The sequence below is a fragment of the Streptomyces sp. NPDC104381 genome (assembly GCF_055583745.1).
Genome location: NZ_JBVJNK010000004.1, coordinates 249,508 through 271,825 on the forward strand (window position 1 = coordinate 249,508; position 22,318 = coordinate 271,825).

18 protein-coding genes are annotated in these 22,318 nt (G+C 72.7%); 15 read left to right on the forward strand and 3 right to left on the reverse strand.

The window, feature by feature from the left end:
- Positions 1-47: 47 nt before the first annotated feature.
- From ACZ607_RS14920 to ACZ607_RS14945, 6 genes are all read left to right on the forward strand, one after another.
- Positions 48-461: an MGMT family protein gene (locus tag ACZ607_RS14920; RefSeq protein WP_469735126.1), complete on the forward strand. Its 414-nt coding sequence runs from the start codon at positions 48-50 to the stop codon at positions 459-461.
- Between the two features lie 308 nt (positions 462-769).
- Complete coding sequence (locus tag ACZ607_RS14925) at positions 770-4,111, forward strand: ATP-dependent helicase (RefSeq protein ID WP_469735127.1); 3,342 nt, start codon at positions 770-772, stop codon at positions 4,109-4,111.
- Positions 4,112-4,171: 60 nt separating this feature from the next.
- Positions 4,172-7,672, forward strand: a complete 3,501-nt coding sequence (locus ACZ607_RS14930; protein WP_469735128.1) for a UvrD-helicase domain-containing protein — start codon at positions 4,172-4,174, stop codon at positions 7,670-7,672.
- A gap of 10 nt (positions 7,673-7,682) precedes the next feature.
- Positions 7,683-9,077 (forward strand): dipeptidase, encoded by a 1,395-nt coding sequence (locus ACZ607_RS14935; protein WP_469735129.1) that lies wholly within the window; start codon positions 7,683-7,685, stop codon positions 9,075-9,077.
- A gap of 44 nt (positions 9,078-9,121) precedes the next feature.
- Complete coding sequence (gene nudC, locus ACZ607_RS14940) at positions 9,122-10,066, forward strand: NAD(+) diphosphatase (RefSeq protein WP_469735130.1); 945 nt, start codon at positions 9,122-9,124, stop codon at positions 10,064-10,066.
- Between the two features lie 70 nt (positions 10,067-10,136).
- A complete protein-coding gene (locus ACZ607_RS14945) occupies positions 10,137-10,961 on the forward strand; it encodes a hypothetical protein (RefSeq protein WP_469735131.1) in 825 nt (274 codons plus the stop codon).
- A gap of 73 nt (positions 10,962-11,034) precedes the next feature.
- Here the strand turns inward: ACZ607_RS14945 and ACZ607_RS14950 are convergent, their stop codons facing one another.
- Positions 11,035-11,277 carry a mycoredoxin gene (locus tag ACZ607_RS14950; RefSeq protein ID WP_203182343.1) on the reverse strand — a complete coding sequence of 81 codons (243 nt, stop codon included), beginning with the start codon at positions 11,275-11,277 and terminating at the stop codon, positions 11,035-11,037.
- A 184-nt stretch (positions 11,278-11,461) separates the two neighbouring features.
- On the opposite strand from ACZ607_RS14950, the gene ACZ607_RS14955 reads away from it, so the two are divergent.
- From ACZ607_RS14955 to ACZ607_RS14975, 5 genes are all read left to right on the forward strand, one after another.
- On the forward strand, positions 11,462-13,684 hold the full coding sequence (locus ACZ607_RS14955; protein ID WP_469735132.1) for an ATP-dependent DNA helicase UvrD2: 2,223 nt from the start codon (positions 11,462-11,464) through the stop codon (positions 13,682-13,684).
- Between the two features lie 167 nt (positions 13,685-13,851).
- Positions 13,852-14,181, forward strand: a complete 330-nt coding sequence (locus tag ACZ607_RS14960; RefSeq protein WP_469735133.1) for a hypothetical protein — start codon at positions 13,852-13,854, stop codon at positions 14,179-14,181.
- A 169-nt stretch (positions 14,182-14,350) separates the two neighbouring features.
- Positions 14,351-14,719, forward strand: coding sequence for a WhiB family transcriptional regulator (locus ACZ607_RS14965; protein ID WP_033298139.1), 369 nt, complete (start codon positions 14,351-14,353; stop codon positions 14,717-14,719).
- A gap of 17 nt (positions 14,720-14,736) precedes the next feature.
- Entirely contained in the window at positions 14,737-15,084 is a 348-nt protein-coding gene (locus tag ACZ607_RS14970; protein WP_469735577.1) for a hypothetical protein, read from the forward strand.
- Between the two features lie 151 nt (positions 15,085-15,235).
- Positions 15,236-15,439 (forward strand): hypothetical protein, encoded by a 204-nt coding sequence (locus ACZ607_RS14975; RefSeq protein WP_469735134.1) that lies wholly within the window; start codon positions 15,236-15,238, stop codon positions 15,437-15,439.
- Positions 15,440-15,550: 111 nt separating this feature from the next.
- Here ACZ607_RS14975 and ACZ607_RS14980 read toward each other — a convergent pair whose 3' ends face one another.
- Both ACZ607_RS14980 and ACZ607_RS14985 read right to left on the reverse strand, forming a co-directional pair.
- Positions 15,551-17,002, reverse strand: coding sequence for an ABC1 kinase family protein (locus ACZ607_RS14980; RefSeq protein WP_469735135.1), 1,452 nt, complete (start codon positions 17,000-17,002; stop codon positions 15,551-15,553).
- A 64-nt stretch (positions 17,003-17,066) separates the two neighbouring features.
- Positions 17,067-18,212: a ThiF family adenylyltransferase gene (locus tag ACZ607_RS14985; protein ID WP_469735136.1), complete on the reverse strand. Its 1,146-nt coding sequence runs from the start codon at positions 18,210-18,212 to the stop codon at positions 17,067-17,069.
- Between the two features lie 192 nt (positions 18,213-18,404).
- Between ACZ607_RS14985 and ACZ607_RS14990 the strand changes: the two genes are divergently transcribed.
- The 4 genes from ACZ607_RS14990 (at position 18,405) to ACZ607_RS15005 (ending at position 22,253) form a co-directional block, all read left to right on the forward strand.
- Positions 18,405-19,028, forward strand: a complete 624-nt coding sequence (locus ACZ607_RS14990; protein ID WP_469735137.1) for a M48 metallopeptidase family protein — start codon at positions 18,405-18,407, stop codon at positions 19,026-19,028.
- A gap of 105 nt (positions 19,029-19,133) precedes the next feature.
- On the forward strand, positions 19,134-20,786 hold the full coding sequence (locus ACZ607_RS14995) for a TerD family protein (protein WP_469735138.1): 1,653 nt from the start codon (positions 19,134-19,136) through the stop codon (positions 20,784-20,786).
- Between the two features lie 11 nt (positions 20,787-20,797).
- Positions 20,798-21,478 (forward strand): AIM24 family protein, encoded by a 681-nt coding sequence (locus ACZ607_RS15000; protein WP_469735139.1) that lies wholly within the window; start codon positions 20,798-20,800, stop codon positions 21,476-21,478.
- Positions 21,479-21,497: 19 nt separating this feature from the next.
- Entirely contained in the window at positions 21,498-22,253 is a 756-nt protein-coding gene (locus tag ACZ607_RS15005) for an AIM24 family protein (RefSeq protein WP_469735140.1), read from the forward strand.
- Positions 22,254-22,318 lie beyond the last annotated feature (65 nt).

Here is a 22,318-nt window from a genome sequence, read left to right on the forward strand (position 1 = left end):
ACACCGGGCAGGCCCGGTTGTCGGTGGCGTACGGCAGGATGGGACGGATGAGCGAAGACCGGACGAGAGGCGGCGACCGGCCGGGAGACCCGCCCCCCGGCGCCGTGACCGCCGAGCTGCCCGTCTACGCCGAGCGGGTGCTGGACGTGGCGGACCTGATCCCGCCCGGCCGCGTCATGACGTACGGCGACGTCGCGGAGTGGCTCGGCGACGGCGGGCCGAGACAGGTCGGCCGGGTGATGGCCCTGTACGGCTCCGCGGTGCCCTGGTGGCGTGTCGTGCGCGCCGACGGGGTGCTGCTGCCGGGCCACGAACTGCGGGCCCTCGGCCACTACCGCGAGGAGGGCACACCGTTGAGAACGGCCCCGCGCGACGCCGACGGGCACGTTCCGCGCCTCGACATGAAGCGCGCCCGCTGGGACGGTGCGACCGGTGGTCCGGGCGACGAAGCTCACACCTGACAGCTTCCGCCCCCGTGCGCCGTCAGGACGGGCGCCGTGCCGGTGAAGGGGACGCGTCGGCCGGCCGGAGCCGTCGTGTGACCGGGGACGCGGTCCGAGGCCCGGTGTCCGCCCCGCCGCTGGCGTAGCGTCGTGGACACGCGGCACGCTCCGCTCCCTCATCCGACTCCCTCATCCCTCTCCTCCGCGACCGGGCCGTCCTCACGGCCCCCGCACCGCCCGGCACCAGCAGCCGTCACACCCGGGCCCGTCACCCCAGGGCGGGCCACCGCGCAGACCGAGTACACCCACCAGGACCGGCGAACCACGTGAGCTCCTCCTTCACCACCCGGAACGGCCCGCACCGCCAGACGCGGCGGCGGGCCCCGGGCGCGTACCGGCTGGTGCGCACCCCTCCGGGCTCCGTGGAACCCCCTCTCCTGGACGCACCGCAGCGCGCCGTGGTTGACCACGGGGACGGCCCGCTGCTGGTCCTCGCCGGGCCCGGCACCGGCAAGACCACGACGCTCGTCGAGGCGGTCGCCCGGCGGGTGGCCGACGGGACCGACCCCGCCCGCATCCTCGTCCTCACCTTCAGCCGCAAGGCGGCCGTCGAACTGCGCGACAGGATGGCGGCCCGGCTCGGCGGCGTCCGGGGGCCGCAGGCCACCACCTTCCACTCGTACTGCTACGCCCTGGTCCGTGCCCACCAGGACGCCGATCTCTTCGCCGATCCGCTGCGGCTGCTCTCCGGGCCCGAGCAGGACGTCACCGTCCGCGAGCTCCTCGCCGGCCAGCTCGGTCTCGACCGGGCGGGGCTGGCCCATGTGCGCTGGCCGGACGAGCTACGGGCGTGCCTGACCACCCGGGGCTTCGCCGACGAGGTCCGCGCGGTGCTGGCCCGCAGCCGTGAGCTGGGCCTCGGCCCCGACGCGCTGGCCGCCTTCGCGCGCCGCACCGGACGCCCGGACTGGAGCGCCGCCGCCCAGTTCCTCGCCGAGTACCTCGACGTGCTCGACGCCCAGGGCGTCCTCGACTACGCGGAACTGGTCCACCGGGCGGTCCTGCTCGCCGAACGGCCCGAGGTGGCGGCGGAGCTGGCCCGGAGCTACGACGTGGTGTTCGTCGACGAGTACCAGGACACCGACCCCGCCCAGGTGCGGCTACTGCACGCGCTGGCCGGCAACGGGAGCGGCGCCGCGCCGGGCACCGGAGGCGGTCGCACGCTGATCGCCTTCGGCGACCCCGACCAGTCGATCTACGCCTTCCGGGGCGCCGACGTGAACGGCATCCTCGACTTCCCGGACACCTTCCGCCGCGCGGACGGCGGGCCCGCACCCGTCGGGGTCCTCACCACCTCGCGCCGCTCGGGGGCGGTGCTGCTCGACGCCACCCGGAAGCTCACCCGCCGGATGCCGCTCACCCGCCTGCCCTCCGACAAGGTCCGGGCCCACCGCGAGCTGTCCGCCGTACGCGAAGGCGGCCGGGTCGAGGCGTACACCTATCCGACGCCCTCCACCGAGCTGGAGAACATCGCCGACCTGCTCCGGCGCGCGCACCTGGAGGAAGGCGTGCGCTGGCGCGACATGGCGGTCCTCGTACGTGCCGGCGGCCGTTCCATCCCGGCCGTGCGCCGGGCGCTCACGTCCGCCGGGGTGCCCCTGGAGGTGGACGGCGACGATCTCCCGCTGCGCCATGAGCCGGCGGTCGCCCCGCTGCTGACCGCTCTGCGCACCGTCGCCACGGCCGCACTGCGCCCCTCCGCGCCCGAGGAAGCGGAGGAGGGGGAGAGCGGCCCGCTGCTCGACACCGAGACCGCCCTCGCCCTCCTCTCCTCGCCGCTCGGCTCCATGGACGCCGCCGATCTGCGCCGCCTCGGCCGGGCCCTGCGCGACGAGGAGCGGGCCGCCGGGAACCGCGTACCGCCGCCGTCCGGGGAGCTGCTGGCCCAGGCGCTCGCCGAGCCCGAGCGCCTGGCCACGCACGACCCGGCGTACGCCCGGGGCGCGCAGCGGCTCGGCGCGCTGCTGCGCAGGGCCACCGAACTCCTGGAGTCCGGCGGCACCGCCGAGGAGGCCCTGTGGACCCTGTGGAACGGCACCCCCTGGCCCGGCCGGCTGGAGCGGGCGGCTCTGCGCGGCGGTGCGGGCGGCCGGAACGCCGACCGTGACCTCGACGCCGTGTGCGCCCTCTTCGACACCGCGGCACGCGCCGAGGAGCGCACCGGGGGGCGCGGCGCGCTCAACTTCCTGGAGGAGGTCGACGCCCAGGACATCGCCGCCGACACCCTGTCCCGGCGCGCCGTACGACCCGACGCCGTACGGCTGATGACCGCGCACCGTTCCAAGGGGCTCGAGTGGCGCCTGGTGGTCGTCGCCGGGGTGCAGGAAGGGCTCTGGCCCGACCTGCGGCGCCGGGGATCACTCCTGGAGGCGGACCGGATCGGGCGCGACGGTCTGGCCGAACCGCTCACCCCGGGGGCACTCCTGGCCGAGGAGCGCCGGCTGTTCTACGTGGCCGCGACCCGGGCCCGTGACCGTCTGGTCGTCACCGCCGTCAAGGCACCCGCCGACGACGGGGACCAGCCCTCCCGCTTCCTCACCGAGCTCGGCACCGAACCCCGGGACGTCACCGGACGCCCCCGCCGCCCGCTGGCGGTGGCCTCGCTCGTCGCCGAGCTCCGGGCGACGACCGTCGACCCGGCCGCCTCGGAGGCCCTGCGCGACGCCGCCGCGCGACGGCTCGCCCGGCTCGCCGCGCTCAGCGACGACGAGGGCCAGCCCCTCGTGCCGGCGGCCCACCCGCACCGCTGGTGGGGACTGGACGAGCCGACCCGCTCCGAGGTGCCGCTGCGCGACCGGGACCACCCCGTCGCGCTCTCCGGGAGCGCGCTCGACCAGCTCGCCAACACCTGCGCCCTCCAGTGGTTCCTGGGCCGCGAGGTCAAGGCCGACGCCCCGGCGACCGCCGCCCAGGGCTTCGGCAACGTGGTCCACGTGCTGGCCGACGAGGTGGCCTCCGGACGCACCGCCGCCGACCTGGACGTCCTGATGGAACGCCTGGACTCCGTGTGGGACGGCCTGGTCTTCGACGCCCCCTGGAAGTCGTCGCAGGAGAAGGACCAGGCGCGCGCCGCCCTGGAACGCTTCCTGCGCTGGCACGTCATGGACCGCGCGGGCCGCACCCCCACCGCGAGCGAGCACGACTTCGACGTCACCCTCGAAGCGGGCGAGTACGCCGTACGCATCCGGGGTTCCATGGACCGGGTCGAACAGGACACCGAGGGCCGGGCGTACGTCGTCGACTTCAAGACGGGCAAGGGCGCGCCCACCAAGGACGAGGTGGCGTCCCACCCCCAGCTCGCCGTGTACCAGCTCGCGGTCAGGGAGGGCGCCGTCGACGAGGTCTTCGACGGCCGCCGCCCGGAGGCCGGGGGAGCCGAACTCGTCCAGCTGCGCCAGCCCGCCCCGAAGAAGGAGGGCGGGGACGCCCTTCCCAAGGTGCAGGCCCAGGAACCCCTCTCCGGGGAATGGGTCTCCGACCTGCTGGCCACGGCGGCGGGCCGGGTCCTGGACGAACGGTTCACCCCCACGACCGGCCAGCACTGCACCCACTGCGCCTTCAGGGCGTCGTGCAGCGCGCAGCCCGAGGGCCGGCAGATCATCGAATGATCTTCCCGGCGGATTCCGCGCCGGACGGCGTTGTCGGTGGGTCCGGTTAGCCTCTCTGGAGTGTCCTCCCGTATCACCGATCCCGAGCAGCTCAAGGAGCTCCTCGGGATCCCCTTCACCCCGGAGCAGACGGCCTGCATCACCGCGCCGCCCGCCCCGCAGGTGATCGTGGCCGGCGCCGGCTCGGGGAAGACCACGGTGATGGCCGCCCGGGTCGTCTGGCTGGTCGGGACCGGACAGGTCGCCCCGGAGCAGGTCCTCGGCCTGACCTTCACCAACAAGGCCGCCGGTGAGCTCGCCGAGCGCGTCCGCAAGGCCCTCGTCGCGGCCGGGGTCACCGACCCGGACGTCATCGACCCGGACAACCCCCCGGGCGAACCCAGCATCTCGACGTACCACGCCTTCGCCGGCCGGCTCCTCACCGACCACGGCCTGCGGATCGGCCTCGAACCCACCACCCGGCTCCTCGCCGACGCCACCCGCTACCAGCTCGCCGCCCGGGTGCTGCGGGAGGCCCCCGGCCCGTACCCGGCACTGACCCGGTCCTTCTCCACCCTCGTCAGCGACCTGCTGGCGCTGGACGCCGAGCTCGCCGAACACCTCGTACGCCCCGAGCAGCTCGCGGAGTACGAGACCGGGCTCCTCCAGGACCTGGGGACGGCCAGGCTCACCAACGCCGAGCTGCGCAAGCTCCCCGAGGCGTCGGAGGCCCGCCGCGAGCTCCTCGGACTGACCCGGCGCTACCGCGCGGCCAAGCGCGGCCGGGACCTCCTCGACTTCGGCGACCAGATCGCCCTCTCCGCCGAGCTGGCCCTCACCCGGCCCGAGGTCGGCGCCATCCTCCGCGACGAGTTCCGGGTCGTCCTGCTCGACGAGTACCAGGACACCTCCGTCGCCCAGCGGCTGCTGCTCTCCGCCCTGTTCGGCAGCGGCCCCTCGGGCCGCACCGGGCACGCCGTCACCGCCGTCGGCGACCCCTGCCAGGCGATCTACGGCTGGCGTGGCGCCTCCGTGGCCAACCTCGACGACTTCCCGGAGCACTTCCCGCACGCCGACGGGACGCCGGCCACCCGCTACTCCCTCAGCGAGAACCGCCGCAGCGGCGGCCGCCTCCTCCACCTCGCCAACGGACTCGCCGAACCCCTGCGCGCCATGCACGAGGGCGTCGAGGCGCTGCGCCCCGCGCCCGGTGCCGAGAGGGAGGGCACGGTCCGATGCGCCCTCCTGCGCACCCACGCCGAGGAGATCGACTGGCTCGGCGACTCGCTCGCCCATCTCGTCCGCACCGGGACCCCGCCCGGGGAGATCGCCGTCCTGTGCCGGACCGCGGGGGACTTCCCCCGTATCCAGGGAGCCCTCGTCGCCCGGGACATCCCCGTCGAGGTCGTAGGCCTGTCCGGGCTGCTCCACCTCCCCGAGGTCGCCGACCTCGTCGCCGTCTGCGAGGTCCTCCAGGACCCCGGGGCGAACGCCTCCCTGGTCCGGCTGCTCACCGGGCCGCGCTGGCGCATCGGGCCCCGGGACCTCGCGCTCCTGGGACGCCGCGCCCGCCTCCTCGTCCACCGCTCCACCGCCGGTGACGACGCCGACCCGGACCAGCGGCTGGCCGAGGCCGTCGAGGGCATCGACCCCGCCGAGGTGATCTCGCTCGCCGACGCCCTCGACACCTTCCTGGAGTCCGGCGGCGCCGAGGACGACCAGCTGCCCTTCTCCGCCGAGGCGCGCGTACGGTTCGCCCGGCTCGCCACCGAGCTCCGCGACCTCCGCCGCTCGCTGGCCGACCCCCTCATGGACGTCCTGCACCGCGTCCTCGCGACCACCGGGCTCGAAGTGGAGCTCTCCGCCTCGCCGCACGCCCTGGCCGCACGCCGGCGTGAGACCCTCGCCAACTTCCTCGACGTCGCGGCCGGCTTCGCCGCGGTGGACGGGGAGGCGAGCCTCCTCGCCTTCCTCGGATTCCTGCGCACCGCCGCGCAGTACGAGAAGGGCCTGGACAACGCCCTGCCCGGCGGCGAGAACACCGTGAAGGTGCTCACCGCCCACAAGTCCAAGGGCCTGGAGTGGGACGTCGTCGCCGTCCCCGGCCTGGTGGGCGGTCAGTTCCCCAGCACGCAGTCCCGGGACGCCTGGACCTCGCAGCCCCAGGTCCTCCCGCACGCCCTGCGCGGCGACGCGGCGACGCTCCCCGCCCTCCACTCCTTCGACGCCAAGGGGCTCAAGGCGTTCAAGGAGGAGCTGAAGGCCCATCAGCACACCGAGGAGCTGCGGCTCGGCTACGTCACCTTCACCCGCCCCCGCCGCCTGCTGCTGGGTTCCGGACACTGGTGGGGCCCCTCCCAGAAGAAGCCCCGGGGCCCGTCCGCCTTCCTGGACGCGCTGTACGAGCACTGCGCGGCCGGGTACGGCGAGATCGAGGTCTGGGCGGACCAGCCCGAGGAGGACGAGGAGAACCCGGCGCTCCAGGAGAAGGACGCCGACCAGGCGTGGCCGCTGCCGCTCGACGGCACGGCCCTGGCCCGCCGCCGCGCCGCCCGCGACACGGTGCTGGCGCACCTGGAGACCCTGGCGGCCACGCCCGTACCGGACGCGTACGAGGAGCCCCCGTACGGGGACGGTCCCGAGGAGCCGCTGTACGGGGACGGTCCCGAGGAGCCCCCGTACGGGGACGGTCCCGAGGAGCCTCCGCACGAGGACGAGATGCCGGCGTACGACGAGGCGGACGCGCCGTTCGACGACCCGTTCCCGGACGGCGGCCCCGCCGTCCCCGCAGGCGGCGCCCCGTCCGTGCCCGCGGCGGCCGTCCTCCCGGAAGGCCCCGCGCCCCACGTGCCCGCCGCCCGTGCCCCGGCGGACGCGGACCTCACCCCGGAGGAGTCCCGCACCCTCGCCTCCTGGGACCGCGACCTCGACGCCCTCGCCGGTGAGCTGCGCCGTGCCCGCGCGGCCGTGCGCGACGTCGTCGTACCCGCCACGCTCTCCGCGACCCAGCTGCTGCACCTCGCCGACGACCCCGAGGGCTTCGCCCGGGAGCTCGCCCGCCCCATGCCGCGCCCCCCGCAGCCCGCCGCACGCCGGGGGACGCGCTTCCACGCCTGGGTGGAGTCCCGCTTCGAGGAGCTCCCCCTGCCCATGCTGGGCCCGGACGAACTCCCCGGGGGCGACGGCAGTGACGCGGAGATCGCCGACGAGCGGGACCTCGCCGAGCTCAAGGAGGCCTTCGAGCGCACCGCGTACGCCCGGCGCACTCCGTACCGCGTGGAGACCCCGTTCCAGATCACGCTCGGAGGCCGGGTGATCCGCGGCCGGATCGACGCGGTCTACCGCACGGGGGAGACGTACGAGATCGTCGACTGGAAGACCAGCAGGCACCGCACGGCCGACCCGCTCCAGCTCGCCGTCTACCGCCTGGCCTGGGCCGAACTGCACGGGCTGCCGCTGGAAGCGGTCACGGCGACCTTCCTGTACGTACGCACGGGGGAGACGTCCCGTCCCGCCGGGCTGCCGGGCAGGGAGGAGCTGGAGCGGCTCCTGCTGGACGAGCCACCTCCCGAGGGCCGATAGGCTCATAAGCATGAGCGACACCCCGGACAGCGCCGTCCGTACGTACACCGAACAGCACCGCGCGGCGTTCCTCGACGACCTCGCCGAGTGGCTGCGCATCCCCTCCGTATCGGCTCAGCCCGAGCACGACGGGGACGTACGGCGCAGTGCCGAGTGGCTGTCCGCCAAGCTCGCGGAGACCGGATTCCCGGTCACCGAGATCTGGGAGACGCCAGGAGCCCCGGCGGTCTTCGCCGAATGGCCTTCGGAGGACCCGGACGCCCCGGTCGTCCTGGTCTACGGCCACCACGACGTGCAGCCCGCGGCCCGCGAGGACGGCTGGAGCACCGACCCGTTCGAGCCGGTGATCCGCGACGGCAGGATGTACGGACGCGGCGCCGCCGACGACAAGGGCCAGGTGTTCTTCCACACACTCGGCGTCCGCGCCCACCTCGCGGTGACCGGCCGCACGACGCCCGCGGTGCACCTCAAGCTGCTGATCGAGGGCGAGGAGGAGTCGGGCTCGCCGCACTTCCGCGCGCTGGCCGAGGAGCGGGCCGCCCGGCTCGCGGCCGACGTCGTGATCGTCTCCGACACCGGCATGTGGGACGAGAACACCCCCACGGTCTGCACCGGTATGCGCGGCCTCGCGGAGTGCGAGATCGAGCTGAACGGCCCGGACCAGGACATCCACTCGGGCTCCTTCGGCGGCGCGGTGCCCAACCCCGCGACCGTCCTCGCCCGCCTCGTCGCCGCTCTCCACGACACGGAGGGCAGGGTCGCGGTCCCCGGCTTCTACGACGACGTCACCGAGCTCACCGCGGCCGAGCGGGCCCTCTTCGCCGAGCTGCCCTTCGACGAGGACACCTGGCTGCGCACCGCCGGCTCGTACGCCACCGCGGGCGAGGCCGGCTACTCCACCCTGGAGCGCGTCTGGGCCCGCCCCACCGCCGAGGTCAACGGCATCGGCGGCGGCTACCAGGGCGCCGGCAGCAAGACGGTCATCCCCTCGTCGGCGCTGGTGAAGCTGAGCTTCCGGCTGGTCGCGGGCCAGGACCCCGAACGGATCCAGGAAGCCGTACGCACCTGGGCCGAGGCCAGGATCCCGGCCGGCATCCGGCACCGGATCACCTTCCGCCCCGCCACCCGCCCCTGTCTGACGCCCCTGGGCCACCCCGCCCTCCAGGCGGTGGCCCGCGCCATGGGACGGGCCTTCGGGACGAAGATCCTCTTCACCCGCGAGGGAGGCTCGGGGCCCGCCGCCGACCTCCAGGACGTGCTCGGCGCACCCGTCCTCTTCCTGGGCATCTCCGTACCGTCCGACGGCTGGCACGGCCCCGACGAGAAGGTCGAGCTCGGCCTCCTCCTCAAGGGCGTCGAGACCACCGCCCATCTGTGGGGCGAGCTGGCCGACGCCCTCCGCTGAATCTCTGAACGCCCGATCCACCCCCGGGGGAGTAGGAAGCACCTGTGAGCACCTTCGACAACGCCACCGCCCGTCCGATCGGTTTCACCGCGCCCAGCGGCATCGACCGCGCCGCCCACCACCGGCTCGACGAGGCCTGGCTCGCCGCGGCCTGGAGCCACCCGACGACCAGGGTCTTCGTGGTCTCCGGCGGACAGGCGCTCGTCGACGACACCCCCGACGGCGGCACCGAACTCGTCATGACGCCCGCCTTCGAGGCGCCCGTCACCGAGACCCACCGCTACTTCCTGGGCACCGACGAGGACGGCGTACGCTACTTCGCGCTCCAGAAGGACTCCCTCCCGGGCCGCATGGACCAGTCCGCGCGGCCCGCCGGGCTCCGCGAGGCCGGGATGCTCCTCGGCCCGCGCGACGCCGGGCTGATGGTGCACGCGGTGGCCCTGGAGAACTGGCAGCGGCTGCACCGCTTCTGCTCTCGCTGCGGCGAGCGCACCGTCATCGCGGCGGCCGGCCACATCCGCCGCTGCCAGGCCTGCGGGGCGGAGCACTACCCGCGGACCGACCCCGCGGTGATCATGCTGGTCACGGACGACCAGGACCGTGCCCTGCTCGGACGCCAGGTCCACTGGCCCGAGGGCCGTTTCTCGACCCTGGCCGGCTTCGTCGAGCCCGGGGAGTCGATCGAGCAGTCCGTGGCCCGCGAGGTGTTCGAGGAGGCGGGGGTCGTCGTCGGCGAGGTCGAGTACATCGCCAGCCAGCCCTGGCCGTTCCCCTCCAGCCTGATGCTGGGCTTCATGGCACGCGCCACGTCCTCCGAGATCAATGTGGACGGCGAGGAGATCGAGGAGGCCCGCTGGTTCTCCCGCGAGGAGCTGACGGCCGCCTTCGACTCGGGAGAGGTGCTGCCCCCCTTCGGCGTCTCGATCGCGGCGCGCCTCATCGAGCTCTGGTACGGCAAGCCGCTCCCGAGGCCCGGCAGCATCGGCTGAGGACACGGGTCTTGCGTTACGGGCGCCCTGGTGCGCCCGTGCACGGGAGGCATCGGTAGAGTCCGCGCCCATGCCCGAACCGAGCGTCCGTCACGACGCGATCATCGACGCCATCATGGCCAACGCCGGCCGCTCGACCCTCCCCTTCGAACAGGCGCACGCCGATCGCGGGCACGGGACGGCGTTCTGGTTCAACGACCTCCTCGACTCCCCGCCCGGCTCCGAGGTCATCAGCCAGTACCTCGTGACGGCGGCCGGGGTGACGGGCTACGACCTGGGCGAGCTGACGCTGCGACCCGAGCTGTGCGAACCGGGGATGAGCGCGGAGAAGCTCCTCATGACGGACTTCGCCGAAGGGTGGACCGTCCTCGGTGACCTGGGGGTCGCCGTGATGCCCACGGCGGGCCTGCACGCCCACGGCACGCGCAAGGGCTGGAGCTGGGCGACCGACGAGATCACCGACGGACTGGCCGCGCGCCGGGACGACATCGCCCGGATCGGCGCCGAGCCCCGGTTCGCCTACATCCTGGGTCATGACGTGGGGCCGGACGGGGAGAGGCTGCAGGCCGTCGTCGTGGGCCAGGTGACGCGCGGGAGCGACGGCCGTGTCCACTGGGACTCCACCGTGCCCGAGGGGTGCGCCGGTGCTCCGGTCTTCGTGGGGGAGTCGCTCGGGGACGACCGGTTCACGCTGGTCTGCATCGGCGTCGTCCTGCCCGGCGAGAAGCAGAACGCGATAGCGACCTTCGACCGCATCAGGACCGCTGTACGGGAAGCGGCGGCGGAACCGGGAACGGAGCCGGCGGCCGTGCGGATCTCCGACCGGGAAGCGGAGCGGCGCCCGGAGGCGGGGAAGCGCCCGGGCTGGTGGCGCAGGAAGCCTCGCGGGCGCTGACACGACGAGGCCGGTCCGGGGAGCGGACGACGGCGGCCCCGGGCTTCTGCCCGGGGCCGCGTCCGTACCTGTATCAGGCGCCGATCTTCTGCTTGACCTGGGCCAGCGAGGGGTTGGTCAGCGTGGAACCGTCGGGGAACAGCACCGTCGGAACCGTCTGGTTTCCGCCATTCGCCTTCTCGACGAAGGCCGCGGAGTCCGGGTCCTGCTCGATGTTGACCTCGGTGTACGCGATGCCTTCGCGGTCCATCTGCCCCTTGAGCCGGCGGCAGTAGCCGCACCACGTGGTGCTGTACATCGTCACAGTGCCCGGCATGTCGTCGGCGCTCCTTCGTCTTGTCCGTCTCGCTGAACGGGAGCCGCACGCACGCGCGTACTCCCGCATGGAGGGAACGTACGGGACCCGACGGCCATTCCCACGGCCTCCCGCCGGTATGACGAACGGCACCCCCTGTGGACAACCGCCGCTGCGGCCCCTCGCGACCTGGCAGCATGGCAGGGTGACAGCAGCAACGCATTCCACCCTCTTCCCCCAGGTCCCCGACACCGCGGACGCCGTGCTCGACGGGCTCGACCCGGAGCAGCGCGAGGTCGCGCTGGCCCTCGGTGGACCGGTCTGCGTGCTGGCCGGAGCGGGGACGGGCAAGACGCGGGCGATCACGCACCGCATCGCCTACGGGGTGCGTGCCGGGATCCTCCAGCCGACGACCGTGCTCGCCGTCACCTTCACCAACCGGGCCGCCGGGGAGATGCGGGGCCGGCTCCGCCAGCTCGGCGCGACGGGGGTCCAGGCCCGGACGTTCCACTCCGCCGCCCTGCGCCAGCTCCAGTACTTCTGGCCGAAAGCCGTCGGTGGTGAGCTCCCGCGTCTGGTGGAGCGCAAGGTCCAGCTGGTCGCCGAGGCCGCCGCCCGCTGCGGGGTCCGGCTCGACCGCAACGAGTTGCGGGACGCCACCAGCGAGATCGAGTGGGCCAAGGTCACCCAGACCGTCCCCGCCGACTACCCGGCCGCCGTCGCCAAGACCCAGCGTGACGTCCCGCGCGACCCGGCCGAGCTCTCCCAGATCTACGCGATGTACGAGCAGCTGAAGCGCGACCGCTCGGTGATCGACTTCGAGGACGTGCTGCTGCTCACCGTCGGCATCCTCCAGGACCGTCATGACATCGCCGAACATGTGCGCCGTCAGTACCAGCACTTCGTCGTCGACGAGTACCAGGACGTCAGCCCGCTCCAGCAGCGGCTCCTCGACCTGTGGCTCGGCGACCGGGACGACCTCTGCGTCGTCGGCGACGCCGGCCAGACGATCTACTCCTTCACCGGTGCCACCCCCGACCACCTGCTGAACTTCCGCACCCGCCACCCGGACGCGACCGTGGTCAAGCTGGTCCGCGACTACCGCTCCACCCCCCAGGTCGTCCACCTGGCCAACGGTCTGCTGAGCCAGGCGCGGGGCAGGGCGGCCGAACACCGGCTGGAGCTCGTCTCGCAGCGCGACAAGGGACCCGAGCCGGTCTACACGGAGTACGCGGACGAGCCGGCGGAGGCCGAGGGCACCGCACGCCGGATCCGTGACCTGATCGCCGCCGGTGTCCCGGCCGGTGAGATCGCCGTGCTGTACCGCGTGAACTCCCAGTCCGAGGTCTACGAGCAGGCATTGGCGGACGCGGGCGTGCCCTACCAGCTCCGCGGCGCCGAGCGTTTCTTCGACCGGCCCGAGGTGCGGGAGGCGGGCGTCGCCCTGCGCGGCGCCGCCCGGGCGGGGGGAAACGACTCGCTGCTCGACGGCGCCGACGACCTGCCGTCCGAGGTGCGGGCCGTGCTCTCCACCAAGGGATGGACCTCCAAGCCGCCCGCCGGATCGGGAGCGGTGCGGGACCGCTGGGAGTCCCTGGCCGCGCTGGTGCGGCTGGCCGAGGACTTCGAACAGGCCAAGCCGGGCGCGACGCTCTCCGATCTGGTGGCCGAGCTCGACGAGCGGGCCGCGGCCCAGCACGCGCCCACGGTCCAGGGCGTCACCCTGGCGTCGCTGCACTCGGCGAAGGGCCTGGAGTGGGACGCCACGTTCCTGGTCGGGCTGACCGAGGGCATGATGCCGATCGCCTACGCCAAGACGGACGAACAGGTCGAGGAGGAGCGCCGGCTGCTGTACGTCGGCGTCACCCGGGCCCGCTTCCACCTCTCGCTGTCCTGGGCGCTGTCCCGGTCGCCGGGCGGCCGGGGGAACCGCAGGGCGACCCGCTTCCTCAACGGGCTGCGGCCCGGCTCGGCGGCGCTCGGCACACGGGGCGGTGCCGGAGGAGGCGGCGGCATCGACCGCGGCTCCCGTACGGGCACGGGCGGAGCCGGAGCGGAGAGGCCGGTCAGGGCCGCCCGGAGGGGCCCGGTGCGGTGCAGGGTCTGCGGCAGGACGCTGACCGAGGCCGGCGAGATGAAACTGATGCGCTGCGAGGACTGCCCCTCGGACATGGACGAGGGCCTGTACGAGCGGCTGCGCGAGTGGCGCGCGGACCGGGCGAAGGAGATCAGCCAGCCCGCGTACTGCGTCTTCACCGACAAGACACTGATGGCGATCGCCGAGGCGGCGCCCGGCAGCGAGGGCGAGCTCGTCGTCATCGCCGGTGTCGGCAACCGGAAGCTGACCAGGTTCGGGGCGGACGTACTGGCCATCTGCGCAGGCCGGACGGTGGGTCAGGAGCCCGGAGAGGGTGAGGACGACGTGTGAGAAAAACTCGTCGAAAAAATAGTTTGCGCGCGCAGCGGCAAGCACCATAGGTTCTTAACCACGGGAACAGCGACTTCTCTGAAGCCCTGACTCCGTGCTGTACTTATCCGAATACCGCAGGATCGGCCCCGGCCGGTCCCTTGAGACGCCGAGAGGAGGCGATTGTCGTGATCAGCATCATCAACACCATCAAAATGACCGATCCGTCGGTCGTCTCCACCTGCTCGCTCGGCCTCGCCAGCTCCTCGGAGCTCTCTCTCCGTGGCACCGGTGTGTCCGGCGTCTCCCTGGTCAGCCCGCTGTCCCTGGCGAGCCTGCCCGTGCGGGAGCGCAATGAGCGACCGACCGGGGCACCGGAAGCAGCAGTAGCGAAGGGTCAGGCCTCGGCCTATGCCTTTGCGGCCGCCGCAGCCGGTGCCGGAGCCAAGAAGCAGACGACGCAGCACCACACGATGTGGGCCTTCCGTGGGCCTGAACCCTGGAGTGATCCAGCCTGATCCGATCAGGCCGGCGCCTTCAGGGCCGCGGAACCCCACTCGGGATCCGCGGCCCTTTTGTTTTGTCCGAACGGATGAGACGAGACGAAGGAGCCTCGGGACAGCAGGACCTGGTACCAGCCGCCAACCGGCCAACAGGCCGGCACGACCAGACGAGGACAACGCCACCGTGCAACTCGAGACGCACGCCCCGTCCGTACCGCCTTCCGACACGATCTCCCCGCCCGGCCTCACGGAGGACTCCACCTTGATCCCCCTCACCGCGCTCACCGCGCTCGACGACGCCATCGAGAACCTCGGCGTACCCGTCCCCTGCCGTTCCTACGACCCGGAGGTCTTCTTCGCCGAGTCCCCGGCCGACGTCGAGTACGCCAAGTCCCTCTGCCGTACCTGTCCGCTGGTCGAGGCCTGCCTCGCCGGAGCCAAGGAGCGGCGCGAGCCGTGGGGCGTCTGGGGTGGAGAGCTCTTCGTCCAGGGCGTCGTCGTCGCCCGCAAGCGGCCCCGTGGCCGTCCGCGTAAGAACCCGGTCGCGGCGTGACCGCCGGCCTGGGGGTCATGGCCCCCACACGAACGAAGCGCATCGGCACCATCGACCGTCCCCAGACTCATGACCCCCGGAATCAGGCACCAATGATCACCACCACGAGCACCGCGAAGGAGCCCGTCGGCTCCGCAACCCCGGACGTCACCATCATCGGCGCGAACGACTCGCGTCAGAACAGGACCCGCGAGATGCAACTCATCCCAGAAGCCCTGGCCCGTGCGCATATGCACGACCGCCTGAGGGAGGCCGAGGAGGGACGTCAGGCAGTGCGCCTGGCGGCCGCCCGGCGGATGCAGCGCCGTGCGGAGCGTGCCTCGATGCGCGCCCGCCGCGCGCTGGCCATGGCTGTCATGCACTGACATCCCACCAGCAGTACGGCGCACCACCGCTGCCGGGCCACCGCTCGGCCCCAGGCAGCCACCCTCCCCATCAGCGGGGCCGGTCCGAACGGGCCGGCCCCGCAGTGCGTCGCGGCGCGCGCCGTACGGCCCGCGGCGTTATCGTCGCGAGGTGGACGAGGAGACTCAGCACCCCGCGGAACCGGGCGCCGGCCAGGTGGTGTGCGCCCGCTGCGGCGCCGCCGCGGAGTCGGACCCGCCACCCGTGACGTGGCTCTGCACCGTGGAGAACGGCGAGCGCCGGTACGTCTGCGAGGACTGCGCGCGCACCCACCTCCGGGCGATCGAAAGCCGGCTCGACTCCACCTGGTGGTGAACCGGGGGAGGGAAGCGTCGGCCCCCGGGGCCAGGGAGGAAGAGAAGGCCCGGGCGAGGGAGGCGGACCGGGGAGCGGAAGGCGGCCCGGGAGGGGGAGGCGGAGCGGCCCCTACACCTCGACCGTCACGTCCTCCTCGGCGGCGTCCTCGTCCGGCTCGCCCTCCGGGAGGAATCCCGGCAGCCAGGTCTCCAGTTCGTCGCGCAGGCGGACCGTCGCACCCAGCTGGCACAGCACCCCGATCGTGCTCAGCGTCACGCGGTGTATCAGCAGGTACGCCGGCGGCAGATTCAGCTGCTTGCCCAACTGATGGGCAGGTGAGCGCGGATCGGCGATCCGGGCGGCCTGGCTCCGCAGCCAGGAGCGGGTGAACGTGAACTCCTCCGCCTGCGCCGGCTCGATGATGGGCAGCAGATAGCCGAGCACCGCGTCCGGTTCGAGATCGATGGACTCCTTGACGAAGCCGTCCTCGCGCAGCATGGCGTAGACGGCGTCGGCGTCCCCGTCCAGCGTCATCCGCAGGGCGTCGCCGATGGTCCGCGGCAGACCACCCGGAAGCCGGTCCACCGTGCCGAAGTCGAGCACCCCGAGGCGCCACGGCTTCCCGCCCTCGGCCTCGACCGCGCCCTCGTCGGGCCCGCCCCCGTCCCCGTCCGGATCCTCGGCGTCCTCCGTGGCCGTGTCCGCGGGGGGCAGCAGCCGGAAGTTGCCCGGGTGAGGGTCCGCGTGCAGCAGGCCGGTGCGTGCCGGACCCGAGAACAGGAAGCGTGCCAGCAACTGGCCCGCCCGGCCCCGCTGTTCCTGCGTACCGTCGGCGATCACCTCCGACAGCGGCACTCCGTCGATCCACTCCGTGACCAGCACCTGCTCCGACTGGTGCACCACCGCCGGGATCACCACGTCCGGGTCCCCCTCGAACTCCGCGGCGTGCTCCTGCTGGGCACGGGCCTCCAGCTCGTAGTCCAGCTCCTCGGACACCCGGTCGCGCATCTCCGCGATGAGCGGCTTGATGTCCATGCCGGGGACCAGCGGGCCCAGCAGCCTTGCGAAGCGACTGAGTTGGGTGAGGTCCGACAGCAACGCCTCACCCGCGCCCGGGTACTGCACCTTCACCGCGACGTCGCGCCCGTCGTGCCACACGGCCCGGTGGACCTGTCCGATCGAGGCCGCGGCGGAGGGCCGGTCCTCGAACTCGGCGAACAGCTCCCGCCAGTCCTCGCCGAGCCGGTCCGCCAGCACCCCGTGGACCGTGTGGGCCGGCATGGGCGGTGCCGCCTCCTGCAACTTGGTCAGCGCCGCCCGGTAGGGGCCCGCCACATCCTCGGGCAACGCGGACTCGAAGACGGACAGCGCCTGTCCGAGCTTCATCGCACCGCCCTTCAGCTCGCCGAGGACCTTGAAGAGCTGGTCCGCCGTGCGCTGCTGGACCTCCCGGGCCACTATCTCGGCGGACTTCCCGCCGATGCGCTTGCCCAGCCCCCACGTGGCACGGCCGGCGAAGCCGAGCGGCAGGGCTGCCAGCTTCGCGGTGCGGGTGACCGCCTTCCGGGGAAGATCAGACATGTGCCCCTCCAGTTCCCAGACTGCCGTGCGGCGTGAGTATCCGGCACCGCTCCGTCGGCGGCGGTCACCCGGCCATTGTGTCCTGCGTGGCGCCGGCCGCGGGGGTGAGCTCCACCTCAGTGTGCCCGGCGGCACCGCAGGCGCAGTCGCGGTGGGCCCCCAGCCGCTCCGACCGCCAGTCCAGCATCGGCATGGCGGCCTCCCAGCGTGCGCCCGTACTCGCGGGCAGCTCCCCGTCGAGAAAGGACAGCGCGTGGGCCGCCGCGAGTCCGGCCACCGCGGTCGCCAGGCCCAGATCGCAGGCCTGCACGCAGGTGCGCCGACCGGAGCGCCACTGCGCGAGCATCCGCGGCCACTGGGGGTCCCTGTCGGCGCGGTGCAACGCCAGACAGCCGGCGCAGCCCGTGCCCCCGGGCAGCACCAACGGCCCCACCACTCCGGTGGCTTCGATCACTCCGGCGTAGAGATGCGGCGTACCCGAAGCGATCCAGGGCGCGGCGACGTCCGGATCGGGGACGTACACGGAGAGTCCGTCCCGGGGGGCCACCACGATCAGGGACAGGGCGGGTTCACCACGGGGAGGGGCGTCGGCCGTCCCGCCCGGCCGGGGAGGGCCGCCGACCGCCGACCTGCGCACCAGCTGCCGGGCCGCCGTGTCCCGGCGCTCCCCGACCGAGGACGCCGGGAGGCCGCCCGGAGCGACGTCCCAGGGCTCGGTGCGGCCCCCGTCCAGCACCTCGACATGACCCACCCCCGACCCGGACAGCACCGCGGCGATCGCCGCGCCGACCCGTCCGGCTCCCCGCACCTGGACCCGCATCGCGCGCCGGGCGGCCAGCGTCCGCAGGCCACCGCCCGGCGTCGGGTGGACGACCGAGAGCGCCGCCGCGTCGGGACGCTGCCGCTCCAGGGTCTCGGCCCGTCGGCGTAAGGCGTCGGCCTCGGGGCCGCCCGCGTCCGGATCGTCCAGCAGACCGGCCTCCGTGAGACGCGATACGAGAATGTCCACGTGACGGTCCGACAGATCCAGAGCCCTCGCCTCTTCACGGAGCAGGGGAAGTCCACGTGTTCCGTCGAGCAGTTCCAGAAAGCTGCCCGTGGCGATATCCATCGGCCCCAGCGTTACCGCGTGCGCCGGCGTCACTCCGAATTGCACGGTGTTCCGTCCACGCCATGCGCGGCGGAGCGCGGGCTTCAGCATCGGGTGCATGACTTCTCCCAGGTCGGTGTCGGATCTGTTGGATGGATCCGTTGCAAGAATGCAACGTGGCGGCAGAACGGGCAGAAAGTTATCCACAGGCTGGGGCATTAGTCGTTCAAATGGTGCAAGCCGAGAAGTGGATCAACGCGGGAACGCCGAGGGGGCGGGACTTCCCGCACCGCCAGCGGGTAACGTCGTGTCGTGCCCGCCGACCCCTCTCCCGGTCCCGCCGGGGAGACCCCCGCGCGCAGTGCCGTACGCAAGCAGCCCAGCCCGGCCGTCCAGCAGCCCCGCGCCTCGGTGGCGAGCGCGGTCGAGGTCCGCAGGAGCACCCGGCGCAGCCGAACGGTCTCCGCGTACCGGGAGGGCGATCGCACCATCGTCCTCATCCCCGCCCGGATGTCGGAGGCCGAGGAGCAGCGCTGGGTCGGCGTGATGCTGGACAAGCTCGCCGCGCAGGAGAGCAGACGCGTCATCGGTGACAGCGAGCTCGCCGACCGTGCGGAGCGGCTCTCCGGCCAGTATCTGGACGGCCGGGCACGGCCCGCCTCCGTGCGATGGGTGACCAACCAGAACACCCGCTGGGGCTCCTGCACCCCGGCCGAGGGCAGTATCCGCCTCTCGCACCGTCTCCAGGGGATGCCGGAGTACGTCCTCGACTACGTCCTCCTCCACGAGCTGGCCCATCTGCTGGTCCCGGGCCACGGACCGGGCTTCTGGCGGCTCCTGGAGTCGTACCCCCGCACCGAGCGCGCGCGTGGCTACCTCGAAGGGGTCGTGGCGGCCGACCGGCTTCCGCATCTGCCCGCCGCCCGCGAAGAGTGAGTTGCCGATTCTGTACCGGGTCTGTACCGGCTTGGCTCGATGTCGTGGTTTGCGGTTAGCCTGACGCGACGCATTCACCTTCGGGATGGGGGACGGTCGTTACGCATGGCCAGGGAATTTCAGCGCGGCCACAAGGCCAAGATCAGTGATCTCACGTCAGGGACGGATCTGTACGTAGGCGTGCAGATCGCGGGCCCCGGCCTGACGTTCGACATCAGCTGCTTCGGTCTCGACGCCAACGAGCAGCTCTCCGACGACCGGTATTTCATCTTCTTCAACCAGCCGAAATCGCCTGAGGAGTCCATTCAGCTTCTCGGCGCCCAGGCCGGTGACACCGAATCGTTCCGCGTCACCCTCGACCGTATTCCGGCGAACATCCACAAGCTGTCCTTCACCGCGACTCTCGACGGTGCCGGGCAGATGTCGCAGGTCGGCCCCGGATACATCCGGATCGTGGCGGGCGGCGAGGAAGTGGTGAAGTACGCCTTCACCGGTTCGGAGTTCACCACCGAGCGCGCGGTCATGCTCGGCGACTTCTATCTCAAGGACGTCTGGCGGTTCGCCGCCGTCGGCCAGGGCTTCGACGGTGGACTCGAGGCGCTGCTCAAGAACTTCGGCGGCGAGGTCGCCGAGGAGGCTCCCGCCGCACCGCCGGCGGGTGCCGCCCCCTCGTTCGCGCCGCCTGCCCAGGCCACGGCGCCTCCTGCCTTCGGTGCTCCGGCCGCCCCCCAGGCGCCGCAGCCCGCACCGGCGTTCGGCGCTCCGCCCGCTCCCGCGCAGCAGCAGCCGATCCATGCCGCGCCCACCATCGCGGCGCCCCTGGCACCGGCACCGCACGCACCCGCACCGGCGCCCGCCCCGTACGGGCAGCCGCCCCAGCAGCCGCAGTTCGGCCAGGTCCCCGGCCAGGGCGCCCCGCCCGCGCCGCCCTACGGGCAGCAGCCCCCGGGCACTCCGCCGTTCGGACAGCAGCAGCCTCCGGGCGCCCCGCCCTACGGCCAGCAGCCCCCGGGCGCCCCGCCGTTCGGCCAGCAGCCTCCGGGACAGTTCGGCCAGCAGCCCCCGCAGGGCGTGCCCCAGGGTGTTCCCGCGGGGGGCGCAGGACTGCGGGCCGCCCTGCAGCCGTACAAGGAGACGGCCACCGGGCAGCGCTGGACCTCGCAGAACCAGCAGCTCATGCGCGTCGACCTCACGATGGGCGGCAATCCGGTGCTGGCCCGTCAGGGCAGCATGGTGATGTACCAGGGCAAGGTCGACTTCGGCTACAAGGGTGCCGGCTTCGCGGGCCGCATGGTGGGCAACGCGACGGGCCAGGAGATGCAGCTGATGCGCTGTACCGGCCGTGGCCAGGTCTTCCTCGCCGAGGAAGGTTCCCATCTGCACCCCATCGAGCTGCAGGGCGACGGCATCTGCGTCTCGGCGGAGAGCGTCCTCGCGTTCGACGAGTCCCTGCAGTACGAGGTCCGCAGGATCGAAGGGCACGGGATCCCCGGCGGCGCCCTGTTCACCATGCAGTTCCACGGGACCGGCACCGTCGTCGTCAAGACCCACGGTGTGCCGGTCGTCCTGCCGGTCACACCGACCACCTTCGCCGACTGCAACGCGGTGGTGGCCTGGTCGTCCGCGTCCCAGGTGATCATCTCCAGCCAGGTCCGGCTGCGCCGCAACGCGTACCCGGGGCACAGCGGGGAGACCGTGAACCTCCAGTTCCGGGGAGCCCCCGGCAACTTCATCGTCGTCCAGCCCTACGAGGTCTGAGGGAGCCCGTCATGAACCAGCAGCTCGCGGGCTTCGCCCCGACCCCCGTCACGGCCCGCATGGAGAACCACGGCCACACGATGCTCAAGGTCGCCATGGCCACCGGCCAGGACCTCTACGCACGTACCGGCTCGATGGTGGCCTACGAGGGCTTCATCCAGTACGAACCCAACCCGCCCGCCGTACGCCAGATCGCGTCCCAGTGGATCACCGGCGAGGGCGCACCCCTGATGAAGTGCGCCGGCGACGGACTGCTCTACCTCGCCGACTACGGCGCCGACATCGTCGTCATCCACCTCGACAACGACTCCCTCTCGGTCAACGGGACCAACCTCCTGGCGTTCGACGCACACCTCACCTGGGGCGTGGAGCGGGTCAAGGGACTGGCCAAGTTCGCCGGCCAGGGTCTGTGGAACGTCGCGATCCAGGGCACGGGATGGGTCGCCATCACCTCGCGCGGCACACCGATCGTCGTCGACTGCGGCCGGGGCGAGGACGAGACGTACGTCGACCCCGACGCCCTCGTCGCGTGGTCCCCGAACCTCAAGGTGAAGGGCAAGCGCAGCTTCAAGGCGGGCTCGCTCATCGGGCGGGGCAGCGGAGAGGCGTACCAGATGGCCTTCTCGGGCCAGGGGATCGTCGTCGTCCAGCCGAGCGAGGACAGTACCGACCGCCTGCGGATCCGGAACTGAGCGGGGGGAACCACACATCATGCAGAGTCCGCTTTTCAGCCACACCGAACAGCAGTCGCAGGAGCGCTACACCGTGCAGAACCCGCAGCTCCTGCGGGTCTCGCTGACCGGTCACGACGACGTCCTCGCCCGTAAGGGCGCCATGGTCGCCTACCAGGGGCTCATGGAGTTCGACGGGGAGTACCAGTCGCAGGGCCAGCGCCGCGCCCGGAGGAACACGGGGGAGGGCCTCGACCTGATGCGCTGCTCCGGTCAGGGCACGGTCTACCTGGCCAACCTCGCCCAGTACATCCACGTGGTCGACGTCGACCACGAGGGCATGACGGTCGACAGCGCCTACGTCCTGGCGCTCGACTCCTCGCTGCACACCGAGGTCATCGCGGTGGACAGCCAGTACGGGATCTCCGGCACCGGCAAGTACCAGCTGAACATCTCCGGGAACGGCAAGGTCGCCCTGATGACCTCCGGCCAGCCCCTGATGATGCAGGTCACCCCCGACAAGTACGTCAACGCCGACGCCGACGCGATCGTCGCCTGGTCGAGCGGGCTGAGGGTCCAGATGCAGGCCCAGACCCACTCCTCCGGCGTCTTCCGGCGCCGCGGCAACACGGGAGAGGGCTGGGAGCTGAGCTTCCTCGGCCAGGGGTTCGCCCTCGTCCAGCCGAGCGAGGTCCTGCCGCCGCAGAACGCACAGATCGGGCAGGGGGCCGCAGCCCAGTTCGGCATGGGGCAGCACGGCGCGCACGGCCAGAACCAGAACAACTCCTGGAACTGAGCCGGACGGTCCGGCCGGGTGCCGGACAACCCGGTGCCCGCCTGCCGGGCGCCGGAGGTGTGAGG